The sequence below is a fragment of the Actinoplanes sp. 13 genome (assembly GCF_056134165.1).
Genome location: NZ_JBVYOQ010000016.1, coordinates 104,194 through 124,368, shown reverse-complemented (window position 1 = coordinate 124,368; position 20,175 = coordinate 104,194). Strand labels below are relative to the sequence as shown.

Below are 20,175 nucleotides of genomic sequence, written 5' to 3'. Positions count from 1 at the left end.
GAAGAATTTCGACGCAATCGAGGATGACAGCGGCCGACCTTGATGACACCCCGAAGCCTTGAAGCCCGCATCGCTGGAAGCCGCTACGGGAGCCCGCTACTAGGACGGGCCGCCGGCTGTCACCTGTACGGGTGAGTCGTGTCCCATGGCTGACTGCCGCTTGCGCGCCATCGTGGTCGACTGGCCAACGTAGGCGACGCTACCCCAGACAAGGGAGTACGACCCGTGGTCGCGTTCGACTTTCCCCGCGTGATTCGCCCGGCGTCCGATCATCAGCTGCTGAGTGTCTCGGACGGCGACACTCCCAACATCTTCATGCCGGTGCGGATGGTCTGCGTCGATACCCCGGAGAAGGCGACCTTCGCCGGCGCGGCGACGACCGCGCAAGCCACCCTGGAGCGGTGCCGGACCCGGCTGCTGGATGGCACCTACGACGCGTTGCCTCAAGGCCTTCGGGACTATCTGGTGTCGAGGATCGTGCCCGACGCGGCGGCACGGCACATCGCTGCCGGTGACCGCGCCACCGGCGAGCTCGATGCGATGCAGCAACGCCGGCTGACCCGTCCCGACGGAGGCCGCCGTAAAGCCGCTGTCATCGCGACCGGCGAGCTGATCGAACGCAACGGCCGGCTGCTGGCCTATGTGGCGCCGTGGTTCGCGGGTGGCTTGAGCGATCCGCTGCCGCCGCGCGACCATCCCGACCGGCGCACCTTCAACCTCGACATGGTCGCCGCCGGGTGGGCGGCGATGTTCCTCATCTACCCGTCCATCCCCCGCAACGACGACTTGGGCCTGCTCCTCGAGGCGGCCGACGAAGCCTGGTCCAAGCGGCTCGGTGCGTGGGCTGAATTCGGCGAAGACCTTCTGCTTGCATACGAGTTCCGCGCCTGCGTGAAACTCGGACAGCGTGAGCTGGACGATCCCGCGGCCGCGATCGCTGAGGCATACCAGCGTGTCTGCATCGACCTCCGCACCATGACGAATGTCGGGTTGTACGGCTACCACCAGGTTCCGCCCCAGCACCGACTCTGGATCTGGCAGGACCAACTCGACCAAGCCCGGCAAGACCTGCAACTCTCCAGTTAGCAGGCGGGATCGCCGCGATCCGCTGATTTGCTTTCAGGACGTGCGGGTGCGGCGAAGACCACGCTGACTGTGGCCGCCTCCGACCGCAACGGCATGGCGCGTGTGCAGATGCTGGTCAACGGCAAGGCGGGGGCGACCGATGCGAAAGCTGCCTACAGTTTCGTGCTGAATCCGAAGAAGTACGGCAAGAGGTTCACCGTGCAGGTGCGCGCCTATGACAAGGCCGGCCACGTCAGGTACAGCACGAACGCACCTATCGCCGCTGACATCGGTGCGCACAACTGAAAGGCGAGGACTATGCGATCCGTAGGTCACCTGGTGTAGGTGAAGTACCTCCAGGGGCCGGCGGAGTCGGAGTTGGCGCTGTCCCCCACCGTTCCGCGGAGGTATTCGGCCCGCACCCGGAACCGTTTGCCGATCCTTTTGCCGGTGATGAAGGTAAAGGACGCCTTTCCGGTCGAACTCAATTTGGTGTTGCGGCCCGACCAGAGTCTCCACTTGCCGCCGGACCAGGCCTGGATGGTGGTGCGGACCTGGCGCCCGGGGTAAGGCGTCATGGTGTGCTTGATCAGCGGATCCTTCGACTCCCGGAAGTACTGGTACGTCGTCGAGCCGATCTTTTTGGTCTTGTAGTGCCGGGCCAGCGTGGTGTTCGCGCTGACCCTGGTCCACAGTTCGAGCCGGGCGGAACCGGGTTCGTAGGCGCCGTCACCGGTGAACCGGGCGGTTACCAGGGTGTTCCTGGTGGCTTTGAGGGCAGTGACCACATTGCCCGAGCCGTTCACAGGTGCCCGCTTGATCAGGCGGTCACGCTGGTCCGCTCCATGCGGGTCGGCCCAGATCTCCACGACCCGGTTCTGGTAGGGGGCACCAAGTTTGGCAGTGAGGCTCACCGTGGCGCCGTAGGGCAGCACTCCCGTCCCAGAGCCTCGCGACAGGCTGAGCGGCGCCCGCGCCCGGGGAATGTTGAGCAGCATCGCGGATGAGACCGGGGCGAATCCCGGGCTGCCGGCGAACGAGAAGGAGTAGCGGATATTTCCGCCGTTGGGGGGAGTGTCGATCAGGCTGAAGCCGCCGTTGGCGTCGGTCTTCACGGTGCCCAACGGGGTTCCCGAGGGAGATCCGATGTCGATCCGCCGCACGGTCAGAACGGAACCCGCCGGCGGAGGCACGTTCGCGGCCGCCATGATCCACCCTGCCAGGGTGACGGGCTTGCCCCGGACTGCGGTAGGGGGTCCGTACCAGTTCAGGTACATCGTCCGCGGGGGCACCGACGGATCGTGGGAAGGTGGCGTTGTGCTGGGCGAGGTCGTGGATGGTGTCGGATCCGGCAGTTCTGGATCCGGGTCGTTCAGGGTGAAGAGCCAGTATCCGGAATGGATGGCGTGGCCGACGGCGAACAGGCGCGGACCGCCGGGTTCCCAGGCGAGACCGCGGTAGGTCACACCAGGCTCGGAAGTCTGACTGATCACGTTCGGTAGGGCGTAAATTGCCTCGGGCTCGTCCGAACCCTCCCGGAACACGTAGACGTCTTTCGTCCCGGCTTCGCTGAGACCGAGCGCTATCCGGCCGTCCTGCGCGACCTCCACAGCGGTCGGCCGCAGCCGCAGTCCCGGATAGACGTCCTGTTTGTCCCCGTCGGTGACCCGGATGCGGGTGATGCCGACGGTCACCTGCAGCACGTGACTGCCATCGACGGAGAGTGCCGAGTCGTTGGTCATCTGCCCGGACATGTCCGTGTCCAGCTTCAACTGCTCGGTGCCGGACGAGACGTCGAACACGCTGCTCTCACTACGGGAGCTCCTGTTTTCGGTGGCGAGCACCAGGCCGGGCTCACCCGGCGCCACGGAAAGCATGGGCGCGCTGTGGAAGCTGGTTCCGTCGACAGATCCGTCATGGAGCCGGACCTCGGACGTATCCAGATCTACCGAGCCCAGCCCTCCGCCGTCCAGGAAACTCTGGTTCTCCACCTTCGCGGAGAACCAGAGTTTGCCACTGACGGGTGGTACGACGTCCCCCAGCTCGATAGCGTCCCCGACCGGGTACCGCTTCGATTCACGCAGTGTGTCGGTCGAGAACTGGACGATCGCGTGTGCCCCGGGGGCGGCCGCGTAGAGGTCACCGGAGCCGGCCGAGAGGGCAAGGCCCCATACCCCGGGAAGGCCGCTCAACTCGGCTACCGAGTGCCCCTGGTAGGTCGTCACGAGAACCTTGCCGGCAACGGGGTCGCTGATGAAGACCCGCTTGTGCACCGCGTCGATCGTGATCTCACCGAACGACGTGAGAGGCAGCGCCTCGTCGGAGTCGGCGGAGGCGGTGCCGACGGCCAGACCGAAGCCCACGGCCGTGGCCGCGAAGAGGACGGTGGCGGCCACCGCGGCCCGGGACACAAGCATGCGATCTCCGTACTGATCAGGGCGGGCGGCGGCCCGCCCGAAGATCGTATGGACAAGATCAATACATCGACATCAACCGAAAGTACGGGTCCGTAGCGACGCGACGGTCGCGCGCGGGTCGTCGGGCTTGCGTGACGGCGGGCAACTGGTTCCGTACCGGAAGCCGGCGCCTCCGGGCTTGATCGGGCGGATTTCGCGGCCTCACTTCACACGGGATGCGAATCGTGCGATGTTCATCGATCCGAGGTGGCGTTGCGTCCGTATTTCGTAGTGCCGGGCCGGGTGCCCCGGTCAGTGGAGGTGCCGGGTGGCCGACCAGTTCGACGAGGCGTCGTCGGCTCAGCAGCGCGCGGACGTCGTCATGCGCTTCTTCACCGGAACTCCGGCCTCCAATCGGCCCACCCTTCCGGTTCCCGGACATCCCTTGGGTCGCCCGAGGGTCGGTGACGCGCCGCAGGTCCCCTTGACCGGCAACGCACCCAGCCTGCCTGCCGGCGGCGTCCCGCCCGCCGAGCGGCTGGGCGAAAGGCAGCCGCCCACCCGCACGCAGGCGGGCAGCCAGCCGGCGCCTCGGGTGACGGGACGGGTTGCACTCATCTATGAGCAGCAGATTCGCAGGCCGTGGCGGCTGTGGGTGTTCACGGCCGTCCTCGTGTCGTTGACCGTCGGGGTGGTGTTGGGTCAGGCAGAGGCCTACCGCCCACCCTCGCCGCGGTCGGCGGCGGCCGCGGAGATCGGCGGCGGGCCGGTGTCCCAGCCGCCCGAGGTCGTCCAGCCGCCGCCGGCGGCGCCGCTGACCGCACCGCTCGGCGCGATCACGGAGCGGCGGCTTGAGATCGTCGGCGCGGCGACCACGTTGCGCGTCCGCACGGCGGATCTGGGCGAGGCGCTCTTGAACGTCACCGCGCTGGACCAGAGCGCGGTATTGCAGCTGACTGACGTCGGGAACGGCTCGCTGCTCGCTCTCGCCGGCGGGGCGGCCGGCACGGTGGGCGCCGAGGTGTTGCTCAACGCCAAGGTGGCCTGGACGGTGAAGCTCACCGGCGAGGCGACCGCGCTCGACGTGGACTCGCAGGCGGGCGGTCTCGTGGGCGTCGAGCTTGCCGCCGATGTGTCCCGCGGGGTGCTGCAGCTGTCCGAGCCGGAAGGTGTCGTGCCGATCGCGGTGACCGGGTCGGTCAGCGAGTTGACGGTCCGCACCGAGACGGGTGCCCCGGTGCGGGTTCGCCTGGCCAAGGGCGCCGGCCTTGCCACCGTCAACGGCAAAGCTCAGCGCGGGGTCAAGGCCGGTGCCAGGCTTCGGGAGACGGGCTGGCCAACCGCCAAGAACAAGTACGACGTACGCGTCACCGCCGATGTGAGCACGGTGCTGGTCGAACGGCTGGCCCCGGCCGCGGCCGGCGAGCGAACGTCGGAGTCGGCTTCTACCAGCCCATCGTCGCGGGGCCGCCCTTGAACGGGCCGGTGATGTCCGCGGTGATCCAGCCGCCGTAGAAGTCGCCTTCCTGCGGGCGGACCAGTTCGCCGGCCACCCGGCACTCGTCGACCCGGCTCGGATAGAAGGCGACGGCGCCGGCAATCTCCGCGTACGCGGGTGTGGGGCTTTCGTAGGACCAGCCGGCCTGTCGCACCCGGGTCTCGCCGGCGATGAGGTCCCAATAGGTGGCGTCGCCTTTGAACTCGCAGTACGACCGGCCGGTGCCGGGCGCCAGCACGCCGTCGGCGATCTCGGCGCGGGGCACGTAGTAGACCGGCGGGTGTGAGGTCTCCAGGACCCGCCAGCAGCGGTCGCTGTCGACGATGACCTGCCCGGCGTGCCTCACCGTCACCCGGGCATCGGTGCGCTCCAGGCGCGGCGGGCGTGGGTAGTCCCAGACCGATTCCATCAGCCCAGCGTGCCAGCATCGCCGCCGCACTGCACCCGCACTGTCTCAGGGGCGTGCGTCGAACCGGGCGCGGGCCTCGAAGACGTGGTCCATGTGCGCCTCCGCCCAGTCCTTGATCGCGACCATGACGGGAAACAGTTCATGGCCGAGCGGGGTGAGCTCGTAGTCGACGCGGACCGGCACCGAAGCAGTCACCGTGCGGGTGACCAGGCCGTCCCGCTCCAGCGTCCGCAGAGTCTGGGTGAGCATCTTCTGGCTGACACCGGCGATGCGGTGGGCGATCTCGCTGTGCCGCAGCGGGCCACCGGCGAGGGCCGGGATCACCAGCGCGACCCACTTGTCGGTGAGCCTGCTCAGCAGCTCCCGGGTCGGGCAGCCGTCCAGAAACGCGTCGTAGTCGCGTTTCGCCTGTTCACGTCGCTGTGCCGCGGTCGTCGTGGCCATCGCGTCCTCCTCCGGTGCCCTAGGCACTTCGAGGTACCTACTTTCTCACAGTTCCCTTCGTTCGTACGGTCGAGGTGTTCCTGAAGTCCTATGAAGGAGACGGCGATGCGCGCAGTCAGCTACGCACAGTTCGGTGGGCCGGAGGTCCTGCAGGTGGCCGACGTGCCGGTGCCCGAGCCCGGGCCAGGACAGGTCCGGGTACGAGTCGCCGCGTCGGTCGTACACCCGGTCGACCTGATGGTTCGCTCCGGCCGGTTCCCGGCCCCGCTGCCCACCGGTCTGCCCTACACGCCCGGCTGGGACGTGGCGGGCACGGTCGACGCGATCGGCGGATCGGTCGAGGAGTTCGCGGTCGGTGACGAGGTTCTCGGCTTCTCGCCGTGGCTGCGGACCACGGCCGGCGCGCACGCGGAACATGTGGTGCTCGACGCGGCCTGGCTGACCTCGGCGCCCAGCGAGGTCCCCGCCACCGAAGCGGCGACCCTGCCGACGAACGGCCTCGCCGCAGCCCAGGCCCTCGACCTGCTCGCCCTGCCGGCCGGATCGACCGTGCTCGTCACCGGGGCTGCCGGGCAGGTGGGCGGGTTCGCCCTGGCGCTGGCGCGGGCGGCCGGGCTGCACGCCACCGGACTCGCCGGAGCGGGCGACCGTGAGTTCGTCGAGTCGCTGGGCGCGGAATTCCTGTCGCGTACCGAGGAGCCGGCGGGGATGTTCGACGCGGTCATCGACCTCGCAGTGATCGGTTCCTCGCTGCTGGAGCTCGTCCGCGACGGCGGTGGATATGTGGCCGCGTCGCCGCCGCTCCGCCCGGAACCGGTGCGGGGGATCCAGACCTACGCGCTGGAGGTGGAGCCGGACGGGACCCGGCTCGGCGAACTGGTCAAGCTTGTCACCGGCGGCGGCATCCCGCTCCGCGTCGCCGGCGTGTACTCCTTCGCCGACGCGGCCGCCGCCCATGAGCGGCTGGCCCAGGGCGGCGTACGCGGTGGTGTGGTCATCGTTCCTTGATCCGCGTGCGGGCATGGGGTGCATGCACCCCATGCCCGCAGCCGGGGGATCAGGGGAGGTTGATCGGGCGCAGAACGCGGTCGATGGAGTGGGCGATCTGGCGGTTGCCCTTGTTGATGTCGAACCGGTTGATGCGCGGGTTGCGGTCGCTGCGGTCGGCGTCGATCAGCGAGATGCGCTTGTGCCAGCGCGGGCCGTACACGTTGACCTTGATGGTGCTGCCGGCGGCGGTCTTCAGCTTGGCGTTGTCGGACTTGAGCGCGGCCTTGCGGTTGACCGTGGCGCCGGGGACGACGTGGTAGAGCAGCACCGACTCGACGGTGTTGATGCCGAGTCCGGCGACCGCGTTGAACGACTTCTTCTCGCCCGGCAGCCGCTTGCTCTTCGTGATGTCGGCGACCAGCAGCTGGAACGCCCGGTCGTTCGGGATGAACGCGGTGACCCGCGTCTTTCCGTCGGCGAGCACCTTCACCGGGCTGGACGGCTTGGCCTTGAGCACCGCTTGCACGGCGGCGGTCAGGATGTCGAAGTCGTGGCCGTTCCGGTCGAAGCCGCTCTTGTCGGCGGTCAGTACCGCGGCGAGGGACTTGGTCTTCAGCGGCTTCTTACCGGTGGCCGAGGCCGGCGCGGCAGTCAAGGCGGAGGCGACGATGGCGGCGGTGGCCACGGCGGCGGCCTGCTTGCCCAGTCGGATGAGCCTCATCTTCGGACGTCCTTTCCGAGTACGGGTGGCAGCCGATCAGCTGCTACCCGTACTTCGCCGGGACTCGGAGGATTGGATGCAGTTGGTCGAAAAAGTTTCTGACGAGCCGGCGCCGTCACTCATCGAACAGCTTGCAGGGCAGTGGCTCGCCGTCGACGAGTCCGGTGTGGACGGAGCGGTGGCGGGCGCCGGTGTCGTCCGGTTGCTCCATGATCACGAAGTGCAGGCTGGACCCGGGGGGCATGAGGTCACGCCGGATGGTGAAGACCTGCTCGTCGACCCCCGGCGGGGCAGTCGGCACGGGGAGGACCCGCAGGAGCAGCGGGGACGAGGACTGACCGTTCTCCTGGCAGCCCGCCGTCTGACCGGGGCGCAGCTTCTTGAACTCGACCTTGGCGGGCACACCGGCCTTCTTCAGCGTGGTGGTCAGATCGCCGGCGTCGGTCAGCTGCCGGATGGTGAGCAGGACGCTGCCGTCCGGGCGGGCCTCCACCGACCAGGCCGCCGCGTTCATCGGCGGCGCGGGCGCGGGCGCGGGAGCGGGCGACGGGTCGGCGGACAGCCCCACGGCCAGGCCTGCGGTGGTCGTGGCGGCCAGAACGGCGAGGCCGGCAGCCGTGGTGGCGTGGCGACGGCGGCGCAGACGGTGGCCGCGGGCGGCGATGTCGGCGACCGGGTTCCGCAGGTGCAGCTCGGCGAACTCGGAGCGGACCCGCGCGTACAGATCGTCGTTGTTGTCGATCATGGTTGCTGCTCCTGTTCGTGGACGGGCGCCAGGTGAATGCGCAGGGCCCGCGTGGCCCGGGCGAGATGAGCGGTCACCGTGCCGGTGGCGATGCCGAGGGTGCGGGCGGTGGTGTGGCTGTCCAGGTCGAGGAAGATGCGCAGGGCGATCACCTGACGTTGCCGGGTGGGCAGCGCCCGCAGCGCGGTCATCATGCGCGGGTCGGGCAGCAGGTCGTCCATGTCGCCGGGAGCCGGACGGTCGTGGCCGGGCCCGCCGGGTGCGGGTACCTCCCGGCGCCATCGGCGCCACCAGGAGGTGTGCGCGTTCAGGGCGGTACGGACCACCCATGCCCGGGGCGCCGGATGCCGCGCGACAGCGGGCCACGACGCCCAGGCCCGGGCGAACGCCTCGGCGACGACGTCCTCGGCCGCCTGACGGTCGCCGATGGAGGCCGCCACCGCCCGGAGGCAGTCGTCCCGGGCGTTCTCGTAGAAGGCGGCGAACTCCGCCGGTTGATGTGCCACACCGGTATTACGCCAGGGCGCCGCCATTCACTTACCTGACGGCCGGCGCAGTGCGAAAAAGTCGGGACGAACAGCCCGTACGCTGACCGGATGATCGATTTTCGCAGCGCGGTGGAAGCACGCGACCCGGATGCCATCACGGCGACCTTGGCCGACGACGTGGTCTTCCGCAGCCCGGTGGCGTTCAAGCCCTATCCGGGCAAGGCGATCACCGCGGCGATCCTGCGCGGCGTGCTGCGGGTCTTCGAGGATTTCCGGTACGTCCGTGAGCTGAGCGGCGGCGACGGTGGCCGCGACCACGCGCTGGTGTTCGAGGCGCGGATCGGTGACGTCGCGGTCGAGGGCTGCGACTTCCTGCACCTGGACGAGAGCGGCCTGATCGACGAGTTCACGGTCATGGTCCGTCCGCTGTCCGCGGCGCAGACGCTGGCCGCCGCGATGGCCGACGAGTTCGAGCAGATCCAGCGCGAGGCCGCCGCCGGTTAAGGCGTGTCGTGGGCGGCCCGGCTGGCGAGCACCTCGTCCATGTGCTCCTCGGCCCAGGTCTTGAGGCCGCGCATCGTCCGGTGCAGCGAGAGACCGAGTTCATTCAGCTCGTAGGAGACCGTGACCGGCACGGTCGGGACCACGGTGCGAGTGACCAAGCCGTCCCGTTCCAGGGAACGCAGGGTCTGGGTGAGCATCTTCTGGCTCACGCCGGCCAGCAGGCGGGACAGCTCGGAGTAGCGCATCGGGCGGGGCCCGCCGGCGCAGTCGGGGCCGCTGCCCAGGGCGGCCAGGATCAGCGCGACCCACTTGTCGGAGATCCGGTCGAGCAACTGGCGGCTGGGGCAGACCGCCAGGAAGGCGTCGTACTCCGATTTCGCCCGCGCCTTCTTCCGGGCCGCTGTCGTCGTTGCCATCGCCGGCTCCTCTCACTGCTGAGTGCGTAACGAACCTGGAAGTGCGTACTTCCCGTCGGAGAGTTACCTCCGCATAGTGGAGCAGCATCCTAGATCAAGCACGAGAGACAGAGGCACCAGCATGGTCCCCACCTCCCTTCCCGGCGGCACCTGGACGCTGGGCGATCTGACGGTCAGCCGGTTCGGGTACGGCGCCATGCAGCTCGCCGGTCCCTGGGTGATGGGCCCGCCCGCCGACCACGCGGAAGCGCTCGCCGTCCTCCGTGAGGCCGTCGAACTCGGTATCACGCACATCGACACGGCGGACGCCTACGGGCCGCGCATCACCAATCAGCTGATCCGGGAGGCGCTGCACCCGTACCCGGATTCGCTGCACATCGTGACCAAGGTCGGCGCGACCCGCGACGAACAGGGTGGGTGGCCGCCGGCGCGCGACCCGGACAGCCTGCGCCGGGCCGTGCACGACAACCTCGACGCGCTCGGCCTCGACGTGCTGGACGTGGTCAACCTGCGGCTCGGCAACGCCGAGGGGCCGCAGCCCGGCTCGGTCGCCGACGCGTTCGGGACGCTCGTCGAGCTGCAGCGGGAGGGCCTGGTCCGGCACCTCGGGGTGAGCAACGCGACGGCCGCGCAGGTGGCCGAGGCGAAGGCGATCGCGCCGATCGTGTGCGTGCAGAACATGTACAACCTCGCGCACCGCCAGGACGACGAGCTGATCGACGCGCTCGCCGGGGAGGGCGTCGCGTATGTGCCTTTCTTCCCGCTGGGTGGCTTCACCCCGCTGCAGTCGTCGGCGCTCACGGCGGTGGCCGACCGGCTGGGGGCGGCGCCGATGTCGGTCGCTCTCGCCTGGCTGTTGCACCGGTCGCCGAACATCCTGCTGATCCCGGGCACCTCGTCGACGGCTCACCTGCGCGAGAACGTCGCCGGCGCGGGCCTTCAGCTCTCCGGCGACGATCTGGCCGAGTTGGACAAGATCGGCCGACAGCCGAAAATCTGACGTGACGACGGAACCGCAACGTAGCGCCCCTGCTTTACGATCCGGGAACAATCGATGAACGCGTGTCCGACGGGGGAGGAACAGCGATGTCCAGGAGTGTCTGGCTGACCAGAGCCGGAGTGGCTCTGTTCACCACCGCGGCCGCGGTCGGGGTGGTCGCGTCGCCCGCGCAGGCCGCGGCCACCGGCGTCGTCTACCTGGCGCCACCGATCGAGCCCGGCGACCCGATCGGCGTCATCTTCAGGGCCGGCTCGGGCAAGAGGAACGCGGTCGTGATCACCCGGTCCGGCCGGACCGTCACCATCGACGACCGGGTCGCGGTGCGGGCGGGCAAGGGCTGCAAGGCGGTCAAGAAGGACAAGACCAAGGTCCGGTGCACCACCTCGAAGGAGATCGGGCACGTCGGCATCAATCTCGGTTCCGGCCACGACAAGGTGACCAACAAGACCAACCTGGTGCTCTCCGGTTACGGGGGCTCGGGGAACGACACGATGATCGGCGGCCCGGCCGGTGACGTGATGTTCGGCGGCACCGGGGCGGACCGTCTCCACGGCCTGGGCGGCGTGGACGGGCTGTACGGGGACAACGGTGACGACGCGCTCTCCGGCGGCGCGGGCAACGACAACCTCAACGGCGGCAGGGGCAACGACCGGGAGTACGGCGGTGCCGGCGACGACAGTCACGGTCAGGGCGACGACACGGCCTTCGCGGACGCGGACCTGCTCTCCGGCGGCGCCGGGATGGACATGGTCTCGTACTCCGGCCGGAAGAAGCCGATCACCATGGACTCCGACGGTGTCAAGGGCGACGACGGCCGGCAGGGTGAGGGCGACACGATCACCGGCGCCGAGTACCTGGTCGGCAGCCTCGGCAACGATCGCATCTACGGCACCAACGGCAACGACACGCTGTCCGGGCTCGCCGGCAACGACCTGCTCTACGGTTACGGCGGCAACGACTCGCTCCTGGACTATGCCGGGGTGAACCGCCTCGAGGGCGGTTCCGGCAACGACCTGCTCGAATCCGGGGCGGGCAACGACCACCTGCTGGGTGGTGCGGGGGTGGACACCGCCGACTACCGCTGGCGCTTCGTCCCGATCACCGTGGACCTCGACGGTGCCGTGGGTGACGACGGGCAGGCCGGTGAGAAGGACACGATCGCTGCCGACGTGGAGAACGTCCGGGGTGGTCAGGCCGCCGACGCGCTGACCGGCAACGACGGGCCCAACGCCTTCGACGGCATGCTGGGCAACGACATCATCCGCGGCGGTGGCGGCGACGACGTGCTGCTCGGCGACGAGGGCGTCGACCACCTCTTCGGCGAGGCCGGCGACGACTACCTCGACGGCGCCAAGGACCAGATGATCGACTCCTTGGACGGCGGCGACAACGGCGCGGCCGGCGACAACTGCCTCACCAACGACGAGGGCGACAAGCTGGCGAACTGCGAGGTCTCGCGGCCGGCGACCGGGTCACCGTTCCCGGTCTAGGCGCGATCGAGGGAAGGCCGCTCCGGGTCCGGGGCGGCCTTCCGCCGTTTCAGAAGACGGCTTCGATCAAGGTCGAGGGCGGCAGCGTACGCGGCCGGTCGCTGACCTGGCCGTCACCGAGCTCGATCACCCGCCACACGCCGTCGGTGCGCTGAGCCAGGTCCACGGTGACGAACGGCAGGCCGACCCCGGCCACCGCGGGCGCCAGGAACGCCACGGAGAGGTCCGCCGGTTGCTGGTCGGGGGTGTCGGGGTGAGCGCTGACCGCCCGGCAGATCCCGTCGACCCACCAGGTCCGCACCTCGGCGCCGGTGAAGTCCTCGAAGCGGCGCAGGACGAATCCACCGGTGAAGTCGTCGTCGCGCAACTCGTGCAGCCGCCGGGCGACGGCCCAGGCCGCGGCGGAGTCGCCCAGATCCGGGATGAAGGCGGCCTCGTGCCAGTAGTGCTTCATCGATTTCGTGTAGTCGCGGATGACCGCCGGCCCGTCGCCGAGCGCGGCGCACGCCCGTTCGAAGTCGCCGCGATCGGCGCCGCGCGTCCAGACCGATGCGGGCGTGAAGGGGCGCAGTGCGTCGTACCAGCCGGGTAGTTCGTGGCCGCGGCGGTACTGCTCAGCGCTGGTGCGCAGCGTGATGCCACGGTCGGTGAGAGCGGAGGCCAGTTCGGCGTACGCCCCCGCGGTCAGCATCCAGCCGCGATAGACAGCGGTCGTCGCGGCGGCCGGGAGCCGGGAGACGCCGGCCGCGGGCGCGTCATGGTCGATGAGCCCGACCGGGTGGCCCGCCTCGCGCGCCGCGGCCGCCTCGTCGGCGAAGTGGTCGTCGACCCGCCGCGGATTCACCACATCCCGCGGTACCAGCAGCATCATCGGCCCACCTTATGTAACACGTCATTCTGTTCCGGAACCGGCGGATCATATTGACGATTTTAAGTTAACTTTCCTAACCTTTGGTGGCCCGCAGTCATCCCCACGGCGCGCTCGGCACGCCGGACACGAAGGGTCGTCATCCCCATGAGCATCAGGAGAACGAGCCGGTGGGCGGCGGTCGCCGCCGCCCTCACCCTGGCCGCGACAGGCACTGCCATCGCTCTCACCACCTCGAGCGCGGCTCAGGCGGCGGTGCTGCCCAACGGTTTCAAGAGCGTCGGATACATGCCGTCCTGGGCCGGCAGCGTCACCAGCGTCCAGTACAACAAGCTGACCCACATCAACTACTCGTTCGCGCTGCCCAACGCCAACGGCACGCTGCAGCCCATCGAGAACACCGCCAAGCTCCAGCAGCTGGTCACCCTCGGGCACCAGAACAACACCAAGATCTCGCTCGCCATCGGCGGCTGGAACGACGGCAACGACTCCGCCTTCGAGGCCCTGGCCGCCAACGCCGGAACCCGGACGACGTTCGTCAACTCGGTGATGAGCGTGGTCCGCCAGTACAACCTGGACGGCATCGACATGGACTGGGAGTACCCGGACCCGGGCGCCTCGGCCACCAATTACACGGCCCTGATGGGGCAGCTCAGCACCGCACTGCACAACGAGGGCAAGCTGCTGACGGCAGCGGTGGTCAGCGAGGGCGGCGCCGCCAACGGCGTGCAACCCGCGGTGTTCGGCTACGTCGACTGGCTGAACATCATGGCGTACGACGGCGGCACCCCGCACGCCGGCTACGACTGGTCGATCAACGCGGCGAACTTCTGGAAGAGCCGCGGCCTGCCCAAGGCCAAGACGGTGCTGGGTGTGCCGTTCTACAGCCGGCCCGGCTACTACACGTACGCCCAGCTGGTGGCGATGGACCCGGCCAACGCCAACCGGGACTGTGTGACCGTCGGCGGCGCGCAGCAGTGCTACAACGGGCTGCCGACGATCCGGCGCAAGACCCAGTGGGCGCTGGCCAACGCCGGCGGCATCATGAACTGGGAGCTGTCGCAGGATGCGACCGGCGCCAACTCGCTGGTCAGTGCGATCTACGAAACCGTGATGGGCGGCAGCGGGCCGACCGAACCGCCGCCCGCCGGCCGGACCGGCCGCATCACCGGCATCGGCGGCAAGTGCGTCGACGTCGCCTCGGCGAGCAACGCCAACGGTACGGCCGTGCAGCTCTACGACTGCAACGGCACCACCGCGCAGAACTGGACGGTCGGCACCGACGGCACCGTCCGGGCGCTCGGCAAGTGCCTGGACGTGGCCGCCGCCGGCACCGCGAACGGAGCCCTGGTGCAGATCTACGACTGCAACGGCACCGGTGCGCAGCAGTGGCAGGCGCAGTCCAACGGCACGCTGCGCAACCCGGTGAGCAACCGCTGCCTGGACGCGCAGAACAACAGCTCGGCAAACGGCACCCGGCTGCAGATCTGGGACTGCTTCGCCGGTGCGAACCAGCGATGGACGCTTCCCTGATCCATTGAAGAGGGTGGCGGGCCGTACCGGCAGAACCGGTGCGGCCCGCCGATGCAGCGCCGTTACGCTATCGTTCCACCGTCATCAATGATCGACGGGGGAGAATGAGATGGCAGCACGGCACAGCCGTGGCCTGATAGCTGTCACCGCCACGCTGGTCCTGATCGGGGCCGGGATCGCGGTGACCGGAGAAGACACCGAACCACAGTGGACCGGAACGGCCGCGGCGCCGCAGACGTCCACTCCGGCGAGCTCGCCGCCGGCCACCGCGACCGCGCCGGCGAAAGCGAAGGCGAAGCCGAAGGCCAAGGCGACGCCCACCGAGGCGGCCGAGAACGCCAGGACCAACCTGCGCGCCAACCGCAAGGCCATCCGCTCCACCCCCGCGGAACGCTTCCGCGACGTGGACACCGTGGTCGACCCCGACGGGACCCGCCACGTGCGCTTCGAGCGGACCCACGCCGGACTTCCCGTCCTCGGCGGCGACTTCGTCGTCCACTCCGGCGCCGACGGCGGCTTCATCGGCGCCACCCTGGCCCAGCAGCGGGAGATCGACGTCCCGGCCACCGCCCGGATCGGCCGCGACCAGGCCGCCGACGCCGTCGACGGGCGCAAGTCCAGCGTCCGCAAGGTGGTCGACGCCTTCTCCGGAGAGCCTGCCCTGGCCTGGGAGGTGGCCACCTCTGACCGGGTGGTGATCGTCGATGCCACCACGGGCAAGGTCCGCCGCTCCTACGCCGTCGTGCACGCCGCCGAGGCCGGCACCGGGCACGGGCTGCACAACGGCGACGTCCCGCTGGCCACCACGAAGCGGGCCGACGGCGCCTACGCCCTGATCGACGAGGGTCGCGGCGGCAACACCGTCCGGGACGCGCTCAACCAGGACTACTATCTCGCGCCCGGTAAATGGGGCGAGTTCACCGACGCGGACGACGAGTGGGGCGACGGCACCCGTGCCGACCGTGCCACGGACGCCGTCGACGTGCACTACGGCATGGCCCAGACCTGGGATTATCTGCTGGAGACGTTCGGTCGCGCGGGTGTGCGCAACGACGGCAAGGGCATGCCGGCGTACGTGCACGAGGCCGTCGATCAGGCGAACGCCACGTTCCGCAACGACTGCGTCTGCGTGCTCTTCGGCGACGGCGCACTGACCGGCAAGCCGTTCACTGCGCTCGACGTGGTCGCGCACGAGGTGGCGCACGGGCTCGCCTTCCGTACCGCCCGGCTGGTCTACTCCGGTGAGTCCGGCGGACTGAACGAGGCCAACAGCGACATCTTCGGCACGCTTGTCGAGTTCCACGCGAACAACCCGGCTGACCCGCCGGACTACCTGGTCGGCGAGAAGACCGAGACCCGTACCCCGGCCTTGCGCCGGATGGACGAACCGAGCCGGGACGGCAAGTCGGTCTCCTGCTGGTCGCGAGGGATCGGGGGCCTCGACCCGCACTACTCGTCGGGGATCGGCAACAAGTTCTTCTACACCCTGGCCGTGGGCAGCGGTGTCACGCAGTGGGGCGACAGCCCGCCGTGTGGTGACGCGGCGCCGGTCACCGGCATCGGCAACGACCGTGCCGCGCAGATCTGGTACCGCGCACTCAACCTCTACATGGTCTCGAACACCAACTACGCCGGCGCCCGCGACGCCACCCTTCTCGCCGCCGCCGACCTGTACGGCCCGGACAGCGCCGAGTACCGCACGGTGGACGCCGCCTGGCTGGCGGTCGGCGTGGACGGCACCGACAGCGCCTACGGCGTGCCGCAGTTCGAGTCCTTCAAGCAGTCGCACACGCTCCATGTGGGCGACGCGTTCAACCTCAAGATCCCGGTGCGGGAGCCGCAGGGACAACCGCTGACCTTCAGCGCGGTCCGCATGCCGCCCGGTCTGACGGTCGACGGGACCGGCCTGATCAGCGGGACGGTGACGGTCAAGGGTGAGTACTTCGCCACCGTCACGGCCACCGATCCGGACGGCAACTCCAAGGGCGAGAGCATCCTCTTCCGCGTCCAGGGGCCGCCCGTCGCGCAATCCGTATCGCCGGCGCTCACCATGTATCTGGCCGGCGACAGGTTCACCATCTACCGGGCGACGTTCGTCGACGCCCCTGACTACGTCGACGATCCGCCGAACTCGGTGAAGGTGACCGCGACGGGAATGCCCGACGGTTTCGAGCTGTCGGCCTACCAGTCCAGCCCCGGCACCTACATCGCCACCGTGGCCGGGAAACCCACGGCCGTGGGCTCCGGCACCACGGTTCTGACCGCCACCGACGCCGACGGCGATCAGGTGACGGCCTCGGTGCCCTGGGAGGTGCTGCCCGGGAACCTGCCGGCCCTGCCGGTCGGCGCCATCGTCACCGGTGGCAGCGGCACCGCACAGCTGGCGTGGGAGAAGGCGCCGTACGCCACCGGGGACGCGCTGGTCACCGGCTGGATCGTCCGGGTGTCGCCGGGCACCCGAAGCACCCAGCCGGCGTCTGCCCGGTCGCTGCTGCTGACCGGACTGGACACCCGGCGGTCGTACACCATCGGGCTGCGCGCAACCAGCGCGGTCGGCGACGGCCCGGAGAAGACGCTGACGCTGAGCCCGACCGGCGTCCCGCTGAGCGTCTCTCCCGGGACGGTCAGCTTCGGTAAGCCGGGCACGCTCAGCGGCAAGGTCCTCCGTGGTGGCACCACGGCCGTCGCCGGTGCGGCGCTGACGCTGGAGCAGCGGCCCGCCGGCAAGTCTGTCTGGAGCCGGGTTGCGACGGTGAAGACCGACGCCAAGGGCGCGTGGCGGTCGACCGTGAAGCCGGCGGTCACCACGGCCTACCGGGTGCGGTACGCGGGCTCCGCGGGCATGTGGCCGGCGACCTCGGCGACTCCGGGCATCACCGTGCGGCACACCGTCACGGTGAAGGCGAGCACGACCAGGCCCAAGGCGAAGAAGAAGGTCAGGATCTCGGGGGCGGTGAAGCCGGCACGTGCCGGTGTGAAGGTCACTCTGCAGCGCAAAGCCGGCTCTCGATGGGTGACCGTCACCAGCGTGAAGACGACGGCGACCGGGGCGTACTCGATCTCCCGGGCCTTCACGAAGGGCAGTTGGACGCTGCGGGTGGTGGTCGCGGGCAGTGCCTACAACGCGACCGCGACCAGCAGCACGGTGAAGCTCAAGGTCAAGTGAGCACGCGGTGCGGGCCGGTCGTCCGGCCCGCACCGTGCACGCTCAGCCGTTCTTGTTCACCAGGGTGGGGTTGTCCAGCAGGTACGGCCCCACCCGGTCCTTGGCGACGGCCTCGAAGAACTCGTCCACCTCGGGCCGGAACTGCTCACCGAGGTAGCTGCCGCCCTCGAACAGCCCGCCGCCGGGCAGCTTGACGGTCGTCATGTCGTCGACGTTGACGCCCTTGAGGGCCAGCGCCCACTCGATCGGGCTGTTGCCGCCGCCGGCGAACGTCAGCGACTCACCGGCCGCGTCCAGGATCTTGGTCAGCTTGCCGACGTCGGTGATGACGTCCTTGCTCATCGCTTCCTTGGCCATGGCCTTGATGAACTGCTGCTGGTGGCGCTGCCGGTCGTAGTCGGTCATGTTCTCGCCGTAGCGCTGCCGGACGTAGTCCAGTGCCTCCCACGGCTTGAGGCGCACCGGCTTGCTGCTCTTCGGATAGAACTTCTGCGGCCCGGTGTACGGGTGGTCGCAGTTCGGGGCGTTGCGGGTCGCCGGGCAGCGCGACAGCCGCGGCCGGTGCTTGCCGTTCGGCTGCAGGTGCTCCGACTTCACGTCCATGTCGATCACCATGGAGACGCCGCCCAGCGCCTCGACGATCTTCTTGAAACCGCCGAAGTTGATGATCGCCGCGGCGTCGAACCGCTTGATCCCGGTGACCCCGCGGACGGCCTTGGAGAGCACCTGGAAGCCGTTCGCCACGTCGATCTTGCCGTTGACCTGGCTGCCCAGCGCCATCGCCGAGTTGATTTTGCCGCGGTGCGCGTTGATCCCGGACTTGGCGTCCGCCGGGATGTCGACGTAGAGGTCACGCGGGATCGAGAACAGATAGGCGGTGCTCATGTCGGCCGGGATGTGCGCCACGACGATCGAGTCGGACAGCGGCGGCGTGGTCGGCTTGCGCGGGTCGATGCCGACGAGCAGCAGGGTCAGCGGGCCCTTGATCTCCTTCTTGGCCGATCCCCCCTCGCCACCCTGCGCCTCGAGCAGGCTGTTGTCGGTGATCCCGCCGGTGTACTTGGCGAGCAGGGCCTGCCCGGTGGTGAGAGTGGCTCCGCTGACGATCAGGAAGATGCAGCCGAAGGCCGCACTGAGCCGCGCCCACAGCGGTGCCCGGCGCCTCGCGGATCTGGCCAACGTTGTTTCCCATCTCCCGCTCCGACATCGAACGCGCATGATCCCACGCCATCCTGTGGACGTGAAATCATCCCGGAGGCGAAACCGCGAGGTCACCGGGAGTGACATCTCGGTGCGGTCGCTGCCTTCCTTCATCTGGTACGAACTTCGCGCACCGATGCGACGACACCCGGCCCACCCGTTACCGGATCGTGCCGAAACCCCGCCGGGCGCCCACCATCGCCCCGGCGCCGGCGAGCAGCAGAAGCAGACCGGCCACCACGAGCGCCGGCGTCGACGGCCCGGTGATCGGCAGCGTCGGCGTCCTGCCCGGCGGGGTGGTCACGCCGGCCGACGGGCTCGGCGACGCGCTGCCCCCGGCGGTGAACTCCAGCGGCACCCGCACCGAGTCGTTGGCCCGGTTGTCGTCCCCCGCGTACGGGTAGAGCTCCACGAAGACCGACTGCCGCAGGTCGCGCACCGTGTCGCCGGCCTCGGTGGGCAGCACGTGATCGAGACGGACCTCCTGGCCGGGCCGCAGGTCGACGATCACGTCGCAGACCATCCGCCCGGGGTCGGCGAAGCAATCGCCTTCGCCGTAACCGGTGACCGTCCCGCCGCCGTACCACCCGGCGTCGAACACCTCACGCAACGCGAAGTGCCGGACCGCGCCCGGCCCGTCGTTACGGACGACCACCGTGTACCGGACGTCCTCGCCGAGCGTGATCGGCCCGGCCGGCGGGATCGCGGTGACACCGAGATCGGCGGGGTGCACGACCGTCGTGTCGAAGGTCCGGGTGTTGTCGGCCGGAGTGGCCTCGGCGCCGGCCGACGAGGCCACGGCGGTGAACCGCACCCGCTCGCCCAGTGCGGCGTCCGCCGGGAACCGCACCGTCACGTCCCAGACGAACGCGTCGAGGGTCTCGTCCCGGCGCTCGGCGACGCAGGTGACTGTTGTGCCGTCGGCCGCGCACGGCCCGCTCTGTCCGGGCCGCACCGACGCGAACGCCACACCGGCCGGCAGCGTCAGCACGGCACGGATGCTGCCCGGGTCGGCCGGCGGCCGGGTGACGCCGACCTGCAGCCGGTATTCCGCGCTGCGGCCGGCGACGGCGTCGGCCGGGCCGAGCAGGGTCATCAGGAGGTCCACCGCCGGTTCCGCGGCCCGGGCCGGTGAGGCCATCCCGGTGACGAGAGCGAAGAGAACGGTCAATGCTGTCGCTGCGGCCCGTCTCGTCATGGTCGCGCAATCTAGCAGCGACGATCCGGCGTGCAAGCCTGTTG

At 69.6% G+C, this 20,175-nt stretch carries 19 protein-coding genes; 9 read left to right on the top strand and 10 right to left on the bottom strand.

Going from position 1 to position 20,175, the window contains the following annotated elements; all coding sequences use genetic code 11:
- Nucleotides 1-225 precede the first annotated feature (225 nt).
- Together AC0NH5_RS27505 and AC0NH5_RS27500 are read left to right on the top strand one after the other, a co-directional pair.
- Nucleotides 226-1,086 (top strand): thermonuclease family protein, encoded by an 861-nt coding sequence (locus AC0NH5_RS27505; RefSeq protein ID WP_474409231.1) that lies wholly within the window; start codon nucleotides 226-228, stop codon nucleotides 1,084-1,086.
- A 27-nt stretch (nucleotides 1,087-1,113) separates the two neighbouring features.
- The gene (locus tag AC0NH5_RS27500; RefSeq protein WP_474409228.1) at nucleotides 1,114-1,371 is read left to right on the top strand and encodes an Ig-like domain-containing protein; all 258 of its coding nucleotides are present in this window, start codon (nucleotides 1,114-1,116) and stop codon (nucleotides 1,369-1,371) included.
- A 26-nt stretch (nucleotides 1,372-1,397) separates the two neighbouring features.
- Here the strand turns inward: AC0NH5_RS27500 and AC0NH5_RS27495 are convergent, their stop codons facing one another.
- The gene (locus tag AC0NH5_RS27495) at nucleotides 1,398-3,482 is read right to left on the bottom strand and encodes a hypothetical protein (RefSeq protein WP_474409225.1); all 2,085 of its coding nucleotides are present in this window, start codon (nucleotides 3,480-3,482) and stop codon (nucleotides 1,398-1,400) included.
- Nucleotides 3,483-3,789: 307 nt separating this feature from the next.
- Between AC0NH5_RS27495 and AC0NH5_RS27490 the strand changes: the two genes are divergently transcribed.
- Nucleotides 3,790-4,938, top strand: a complete 1,149-nt coding sequence (locus AC0NH5_RS27490; protein ID WP_474409222.1) for a hypothetical protein — start codon at nucleotides 3,790-3,792, stop codon at nucleotides 4,936-4,938.
- Here the strand turns inward: AC0NH5_RS27490 and AC0NH5_RS27485 are convergent.
- Entirely contained in the window at nucleotides 4,907-5,368 is a 462-nt protein-coding gene (locus AC0NH5_RS27485; RefSeq protein WP_474409219.1) for a DUF427 domain-containing protein, read from the bottom strand. The two genes, AC0NH5_RS27490 and AC0NH5_RS27485, sit on opposite strands and share 32 nt — an antisense overlap.
- A 45-nt stretch (nucleotides 5,369-5,413) precedes the next feature.
- A complete protein-coding gene (locus AC0NH5_RS27480; RefSeq protein WP_474409216.1) occupies nucleotides 5,414-5,812 on the bottom strand; it encodes a winged helix-turn-helix transcriptional regulator in 399 nt (132 codons plus the stop codon).
- 105 nt (nucleotides 5,813-5,917) lie between these two features.
- Here AC0NH5_RS27480 and AC0NH5_RS27475 point away from each other — a divergent pair, with 105 nt between their 5' ends.
- On the top strand, nucleotides 5,918-6,820 hold the full coding sequence (locus tag AC0NH5_RS27475) for an NADP-dependent oxidoreductase (protein ID WP_474409214.1): 903 nt from the start codon (nucleotides 5,918-5,920) through the stop codon (nucleotides 6,818-6,820).
- A gap of 49 nt (nucleotides 6,821-6,869) precedes the next feature.
- Here AC0NH5_RS27475 and AC0NH5_RS27470 read toward each other — a convergent pair whose 3' ends face one another.
- The 3 genes from AC0NH5_RS27470 to AC0NH5_RS27460 form a co-directional block, all read right to left on the bottom strand.
- Entirely contained in the window at nucleotides 6,870-7,523 is a 654-nt protein-coding gene (locus AC0NH5_RS27470) for a fasciclin domain-containing protein (protein ID WP_474409212.1), read from the bottom strand.
- 115 nt (nucleotides 7,524-7,638) lie between these two features.
- Nucleotides 7,639-8,268 (bottom strand): hypothetical protein, encoded by a 630-nt coding sequence (locus AC0NH5_RS27465; RefSeq protein ID WP_474409210.1) that lies wholly within the window; start codon nucleotides 8,266-8,268, stop codon nucleotides 7,639-7,641.
- On the bottom strand, nucleotides 8,265-8,774 hold the full coding sequence (locus AC0NH5_RS27460; RefSeq protein WP_474409208.1) for a sigma factor-like helix-turn-helix DNA-binding protein: 510 nt from the start codon (nucleotides 8,772-8,774) through the stop codon (nucleotides 8,265-8,267). Before AC0NH5_RS27460 ends, AC0NH5_RS27465 begins: the two co-directional genes overlap by 4 nt.
- 90 nt (nucleotides 8,775-8,864) lie before the next feature.
- Between AC0NH5_RS27460 and AC0NH5_RS27455 the strand changes: the two genes are divergently transcribed.
- Entirely contained in the window at nucleotides 8,865-9,260 is a 396-nt protein-coding gene (locus tag AC0NH5_RS27455) for a nuclear transport factor 2 family protein (protein WP_474409206.1), read from the top strand.
- On the opposite strand, the gene AC0NH5_RS27450 is transcribed toward AC0NH5_RS27455, so the two are convergent.
- Entirely contained in the window at nucleotides 9,257-9,676 is a 420-nt protein-coding gene (locus tag AC0NH5_RS27450; RefSeq protein WP_474409204.1) for a winged helix-turn-helix transcriptional regulator, read from the bottom strand. The two genes, AC0NH5_RS27455 and AC0NH5_RS27450, sit on opposite strands and share 4 nt — an antisense overlap.
- A 121-nt stretch (nucleotides 9,677-9,797) precedes the next feature.
- Between AC0NH5_RS27450 and AC0NH5_RS27445 the strand changes: the two genes are divergently transcribed.
- Together AC0NH5_RS27445 and AC0NH5_RS27440 are read left to right on the top strand one after the other, a co-directional pair.
- On the top strand, nucleotides 9,798-10,676 hold the full coding sequence (locus tag AC0NH5_RS27445; RefSeq protein ID WP_474409202.1) for an aldo/keto reductase family oxidoreductase: 879 nt from the start codon (nucleotides 9,798-9,800) through the stop codon (nucleotides 10,674-10,676).
- 86 nt (nucleotides 10,677-10,762) lie between these two features.
- Entirely contained in the window at nucleotides 10,763-12,166 is a 1,404-nt protein-coding gene (locus AC0NH5_RS27440) for a calcium-binding protein (RefSeq protein WP_474409200.1), read from the top strand.
- A 49-nt stretch (nucleotides 12,167-12,215) separates the two neighbouring features.
- Here the strand turns inward: AC0NH5_RS27440 and AC0NH5_RS27435 are convergent, their stop codons facing one another.
- Complete coding sequence (locus AC0NH5_RS27435) at nucleotides 12,216-13,037, bottom strand: ATP-grasp domain-containing protein (protein WP_474409198.1); 822 nt, start codon at nucleotides 13,035-13,037, stop codon at nucleotides 12,216-12,218.
- 144 nt (nucleotides 13,038-13,181) lie between these two features.
- Between AC0NH5_RS27435 and AC0NH5_RS27430 the strand changes: the two genes are divergently transcribed.
- Nucleotides 13,182-14,567, top strand: a complete 1,386-nt coding sequence (locus tag AC0NH5_RS27430; RefSeq protein WP_474409196.1) for a glycosyl hydrolase family 18 protein — start codon at nucleotides 13,182-13,184, stop codon at nucleotides 14,565-14,567.
- Nucleotides 14,568-14,676: 109 nt separating this feature from the next.
- Entirely contained in the window at nucleotides 14,677-17,733 is a 3,057-nt protein-coding gene (locus tag AC0NH5_RS27425) for a M4 family metallopeptidase (RefSeq protein ID WP_474409193.1), read from the top strand.
- 42 nt (nucleotides 17,734-17,775) lie between these two features.
- Here AC0NH5_RS27425 and AC0NH5_RS27420 read toward each other — a convergent pair whose 3' ends face one another.
- Together AC0NH5_RS27420 and AC0NH5_RS27415 are read right to left on the bottom strand one after the other, a co-directional pair.
- On the bottom strand, nucleotides 17,776-18,912 hold the full coding sequence (locus AC0NH5_RS27420; protein WP_474409191.1) for an LCP family protein: 1,137 nt from the start codon (nucleotides 18,910-18,912) through the stop codon (nucleotides 17,776-17,778).
- A gap of 181 nt (nucleotides 18,913-19,093) precedes the next feature.
- Nucleotides 19,094-20,131: a hypothetical protein gene (locus AC0NH5_RS27415; protein WP_474409189.1), complete on the bottom strand. Its 1,038-nt coding sequence runs from the start codon at nucleotides 20,129-20,131 to the stop codon at nucleotides 19,094-19,096.
- Between the last annotated feature and the right edge of the window lie 44 nt (nucleotides 20,132-20,175).

Excerpts from the sequence above, each read along its gene's own strand:
- AC0NH5_RS27495 (WP_474409225.1), bottom strand. The coding sequence starts at position 3,482 with ATGCTTGTGTCCCGGGCCGCGGTGGCCGCCACCGTCCTCTTCGCGGCC.
- AC0NH5_RS27485 (WP_474409219.1), bottom strand. The coding sequence starts at position 5,368 with ATGGAATCGGTCTGGGACTACCCACGCCCGCCGCGCCTGGAGCGCACC.
- AC0NH5_RS27480 (WP_474409216.1), bottom strand. The coding sequence starts at position 5,812 with ATGGCCACGACGACCGCGGCACAGCGACGTGAACAGGCGAAACGCGAC.
- AC0NH5_RS27475 (WP_474409214.1), top strand. The coding sequence starts at position 5,918 with ATGCGCGCAGTCAGCTACGCACAGTTCGGTGGGCCGGAGGTCCTGCAG.
- AC0NH5_RS27470 (WP_474409212.1), bottom strand. The coding sequence starts at position 7,523 with ATGAGGCTCATCCGACTGGGCAAGCAGGCCGCCGCCGTGGCCACCGCC.
- AC0NH5_RS27465 (WP_474409210.1), bottom strand. The coding sequence starts at position 8,268 with ATGATCGACAACAACGACGATCTGTACGCGCGGGTCCGCTCCGAGTTC.
- AC0NH5_RS27455 (WP_474409206.1), top strand. The coding sequence starts at position 8,865 with ATGATCGATTTTCGCAGCGCGGTGGAAGCACGCGACCCGGATGCCATC.
- AC0NH5_RS27450 (WP_474409204.1), bottom strand. The coding sequence starts at position 9,676 with ATGGCAACGACGACAGCGGCCCGGAAGAAGGCGCGGGCGAAATCGGAG.
- AC0NH5_RS27445 (WP_474409202.1), top strand. The coding sequence starts at position 9,798 with ATGGTCCCCACCTCCCTTCCCGGCGGCACCTGGACGCTGGGCGATCTG.
- AC0NH5_RS27440 (WP_474409200.1), top strand. The coding sequence starts at position 10,763 with ATGTCCAGGAGTGTCTGGCTGACCAGAGCCGGAGTGGCTCTGTTCACC.
- AC0NH5_RS27435 (WP_474409198.1), bottom strand. The coding sequence starts at position 13,037 with ATGATGCTGCTGGTACCGCGGGATGTGGTGAATCCGCGGCGGGTCGAC.
- AC0NH5_RS27430 (WP_474409196.1), top strand. The coding sequence starts at position 13,182 with ATGAGCATCAGGAGAACGAGCCGGTGGGCGGCGGTCGCCGCCGCCCTC.
- AC0NH5_RS27425 (WP_474409193.1), top strand. The coding sequence starts at position 14,677 with ATGGCAGCACGGCACAGCCGTGGCCTGATAGCTGTCACCGCCACGCTG.
- AC0NH5_RS27415 (WP_474409189.1), bottom strand. The coding sequence starts at position 20,131 with ATGACGAGACGGGCCGCAGCGACAGCATTGACCGTTCTCTTCGCTCTC.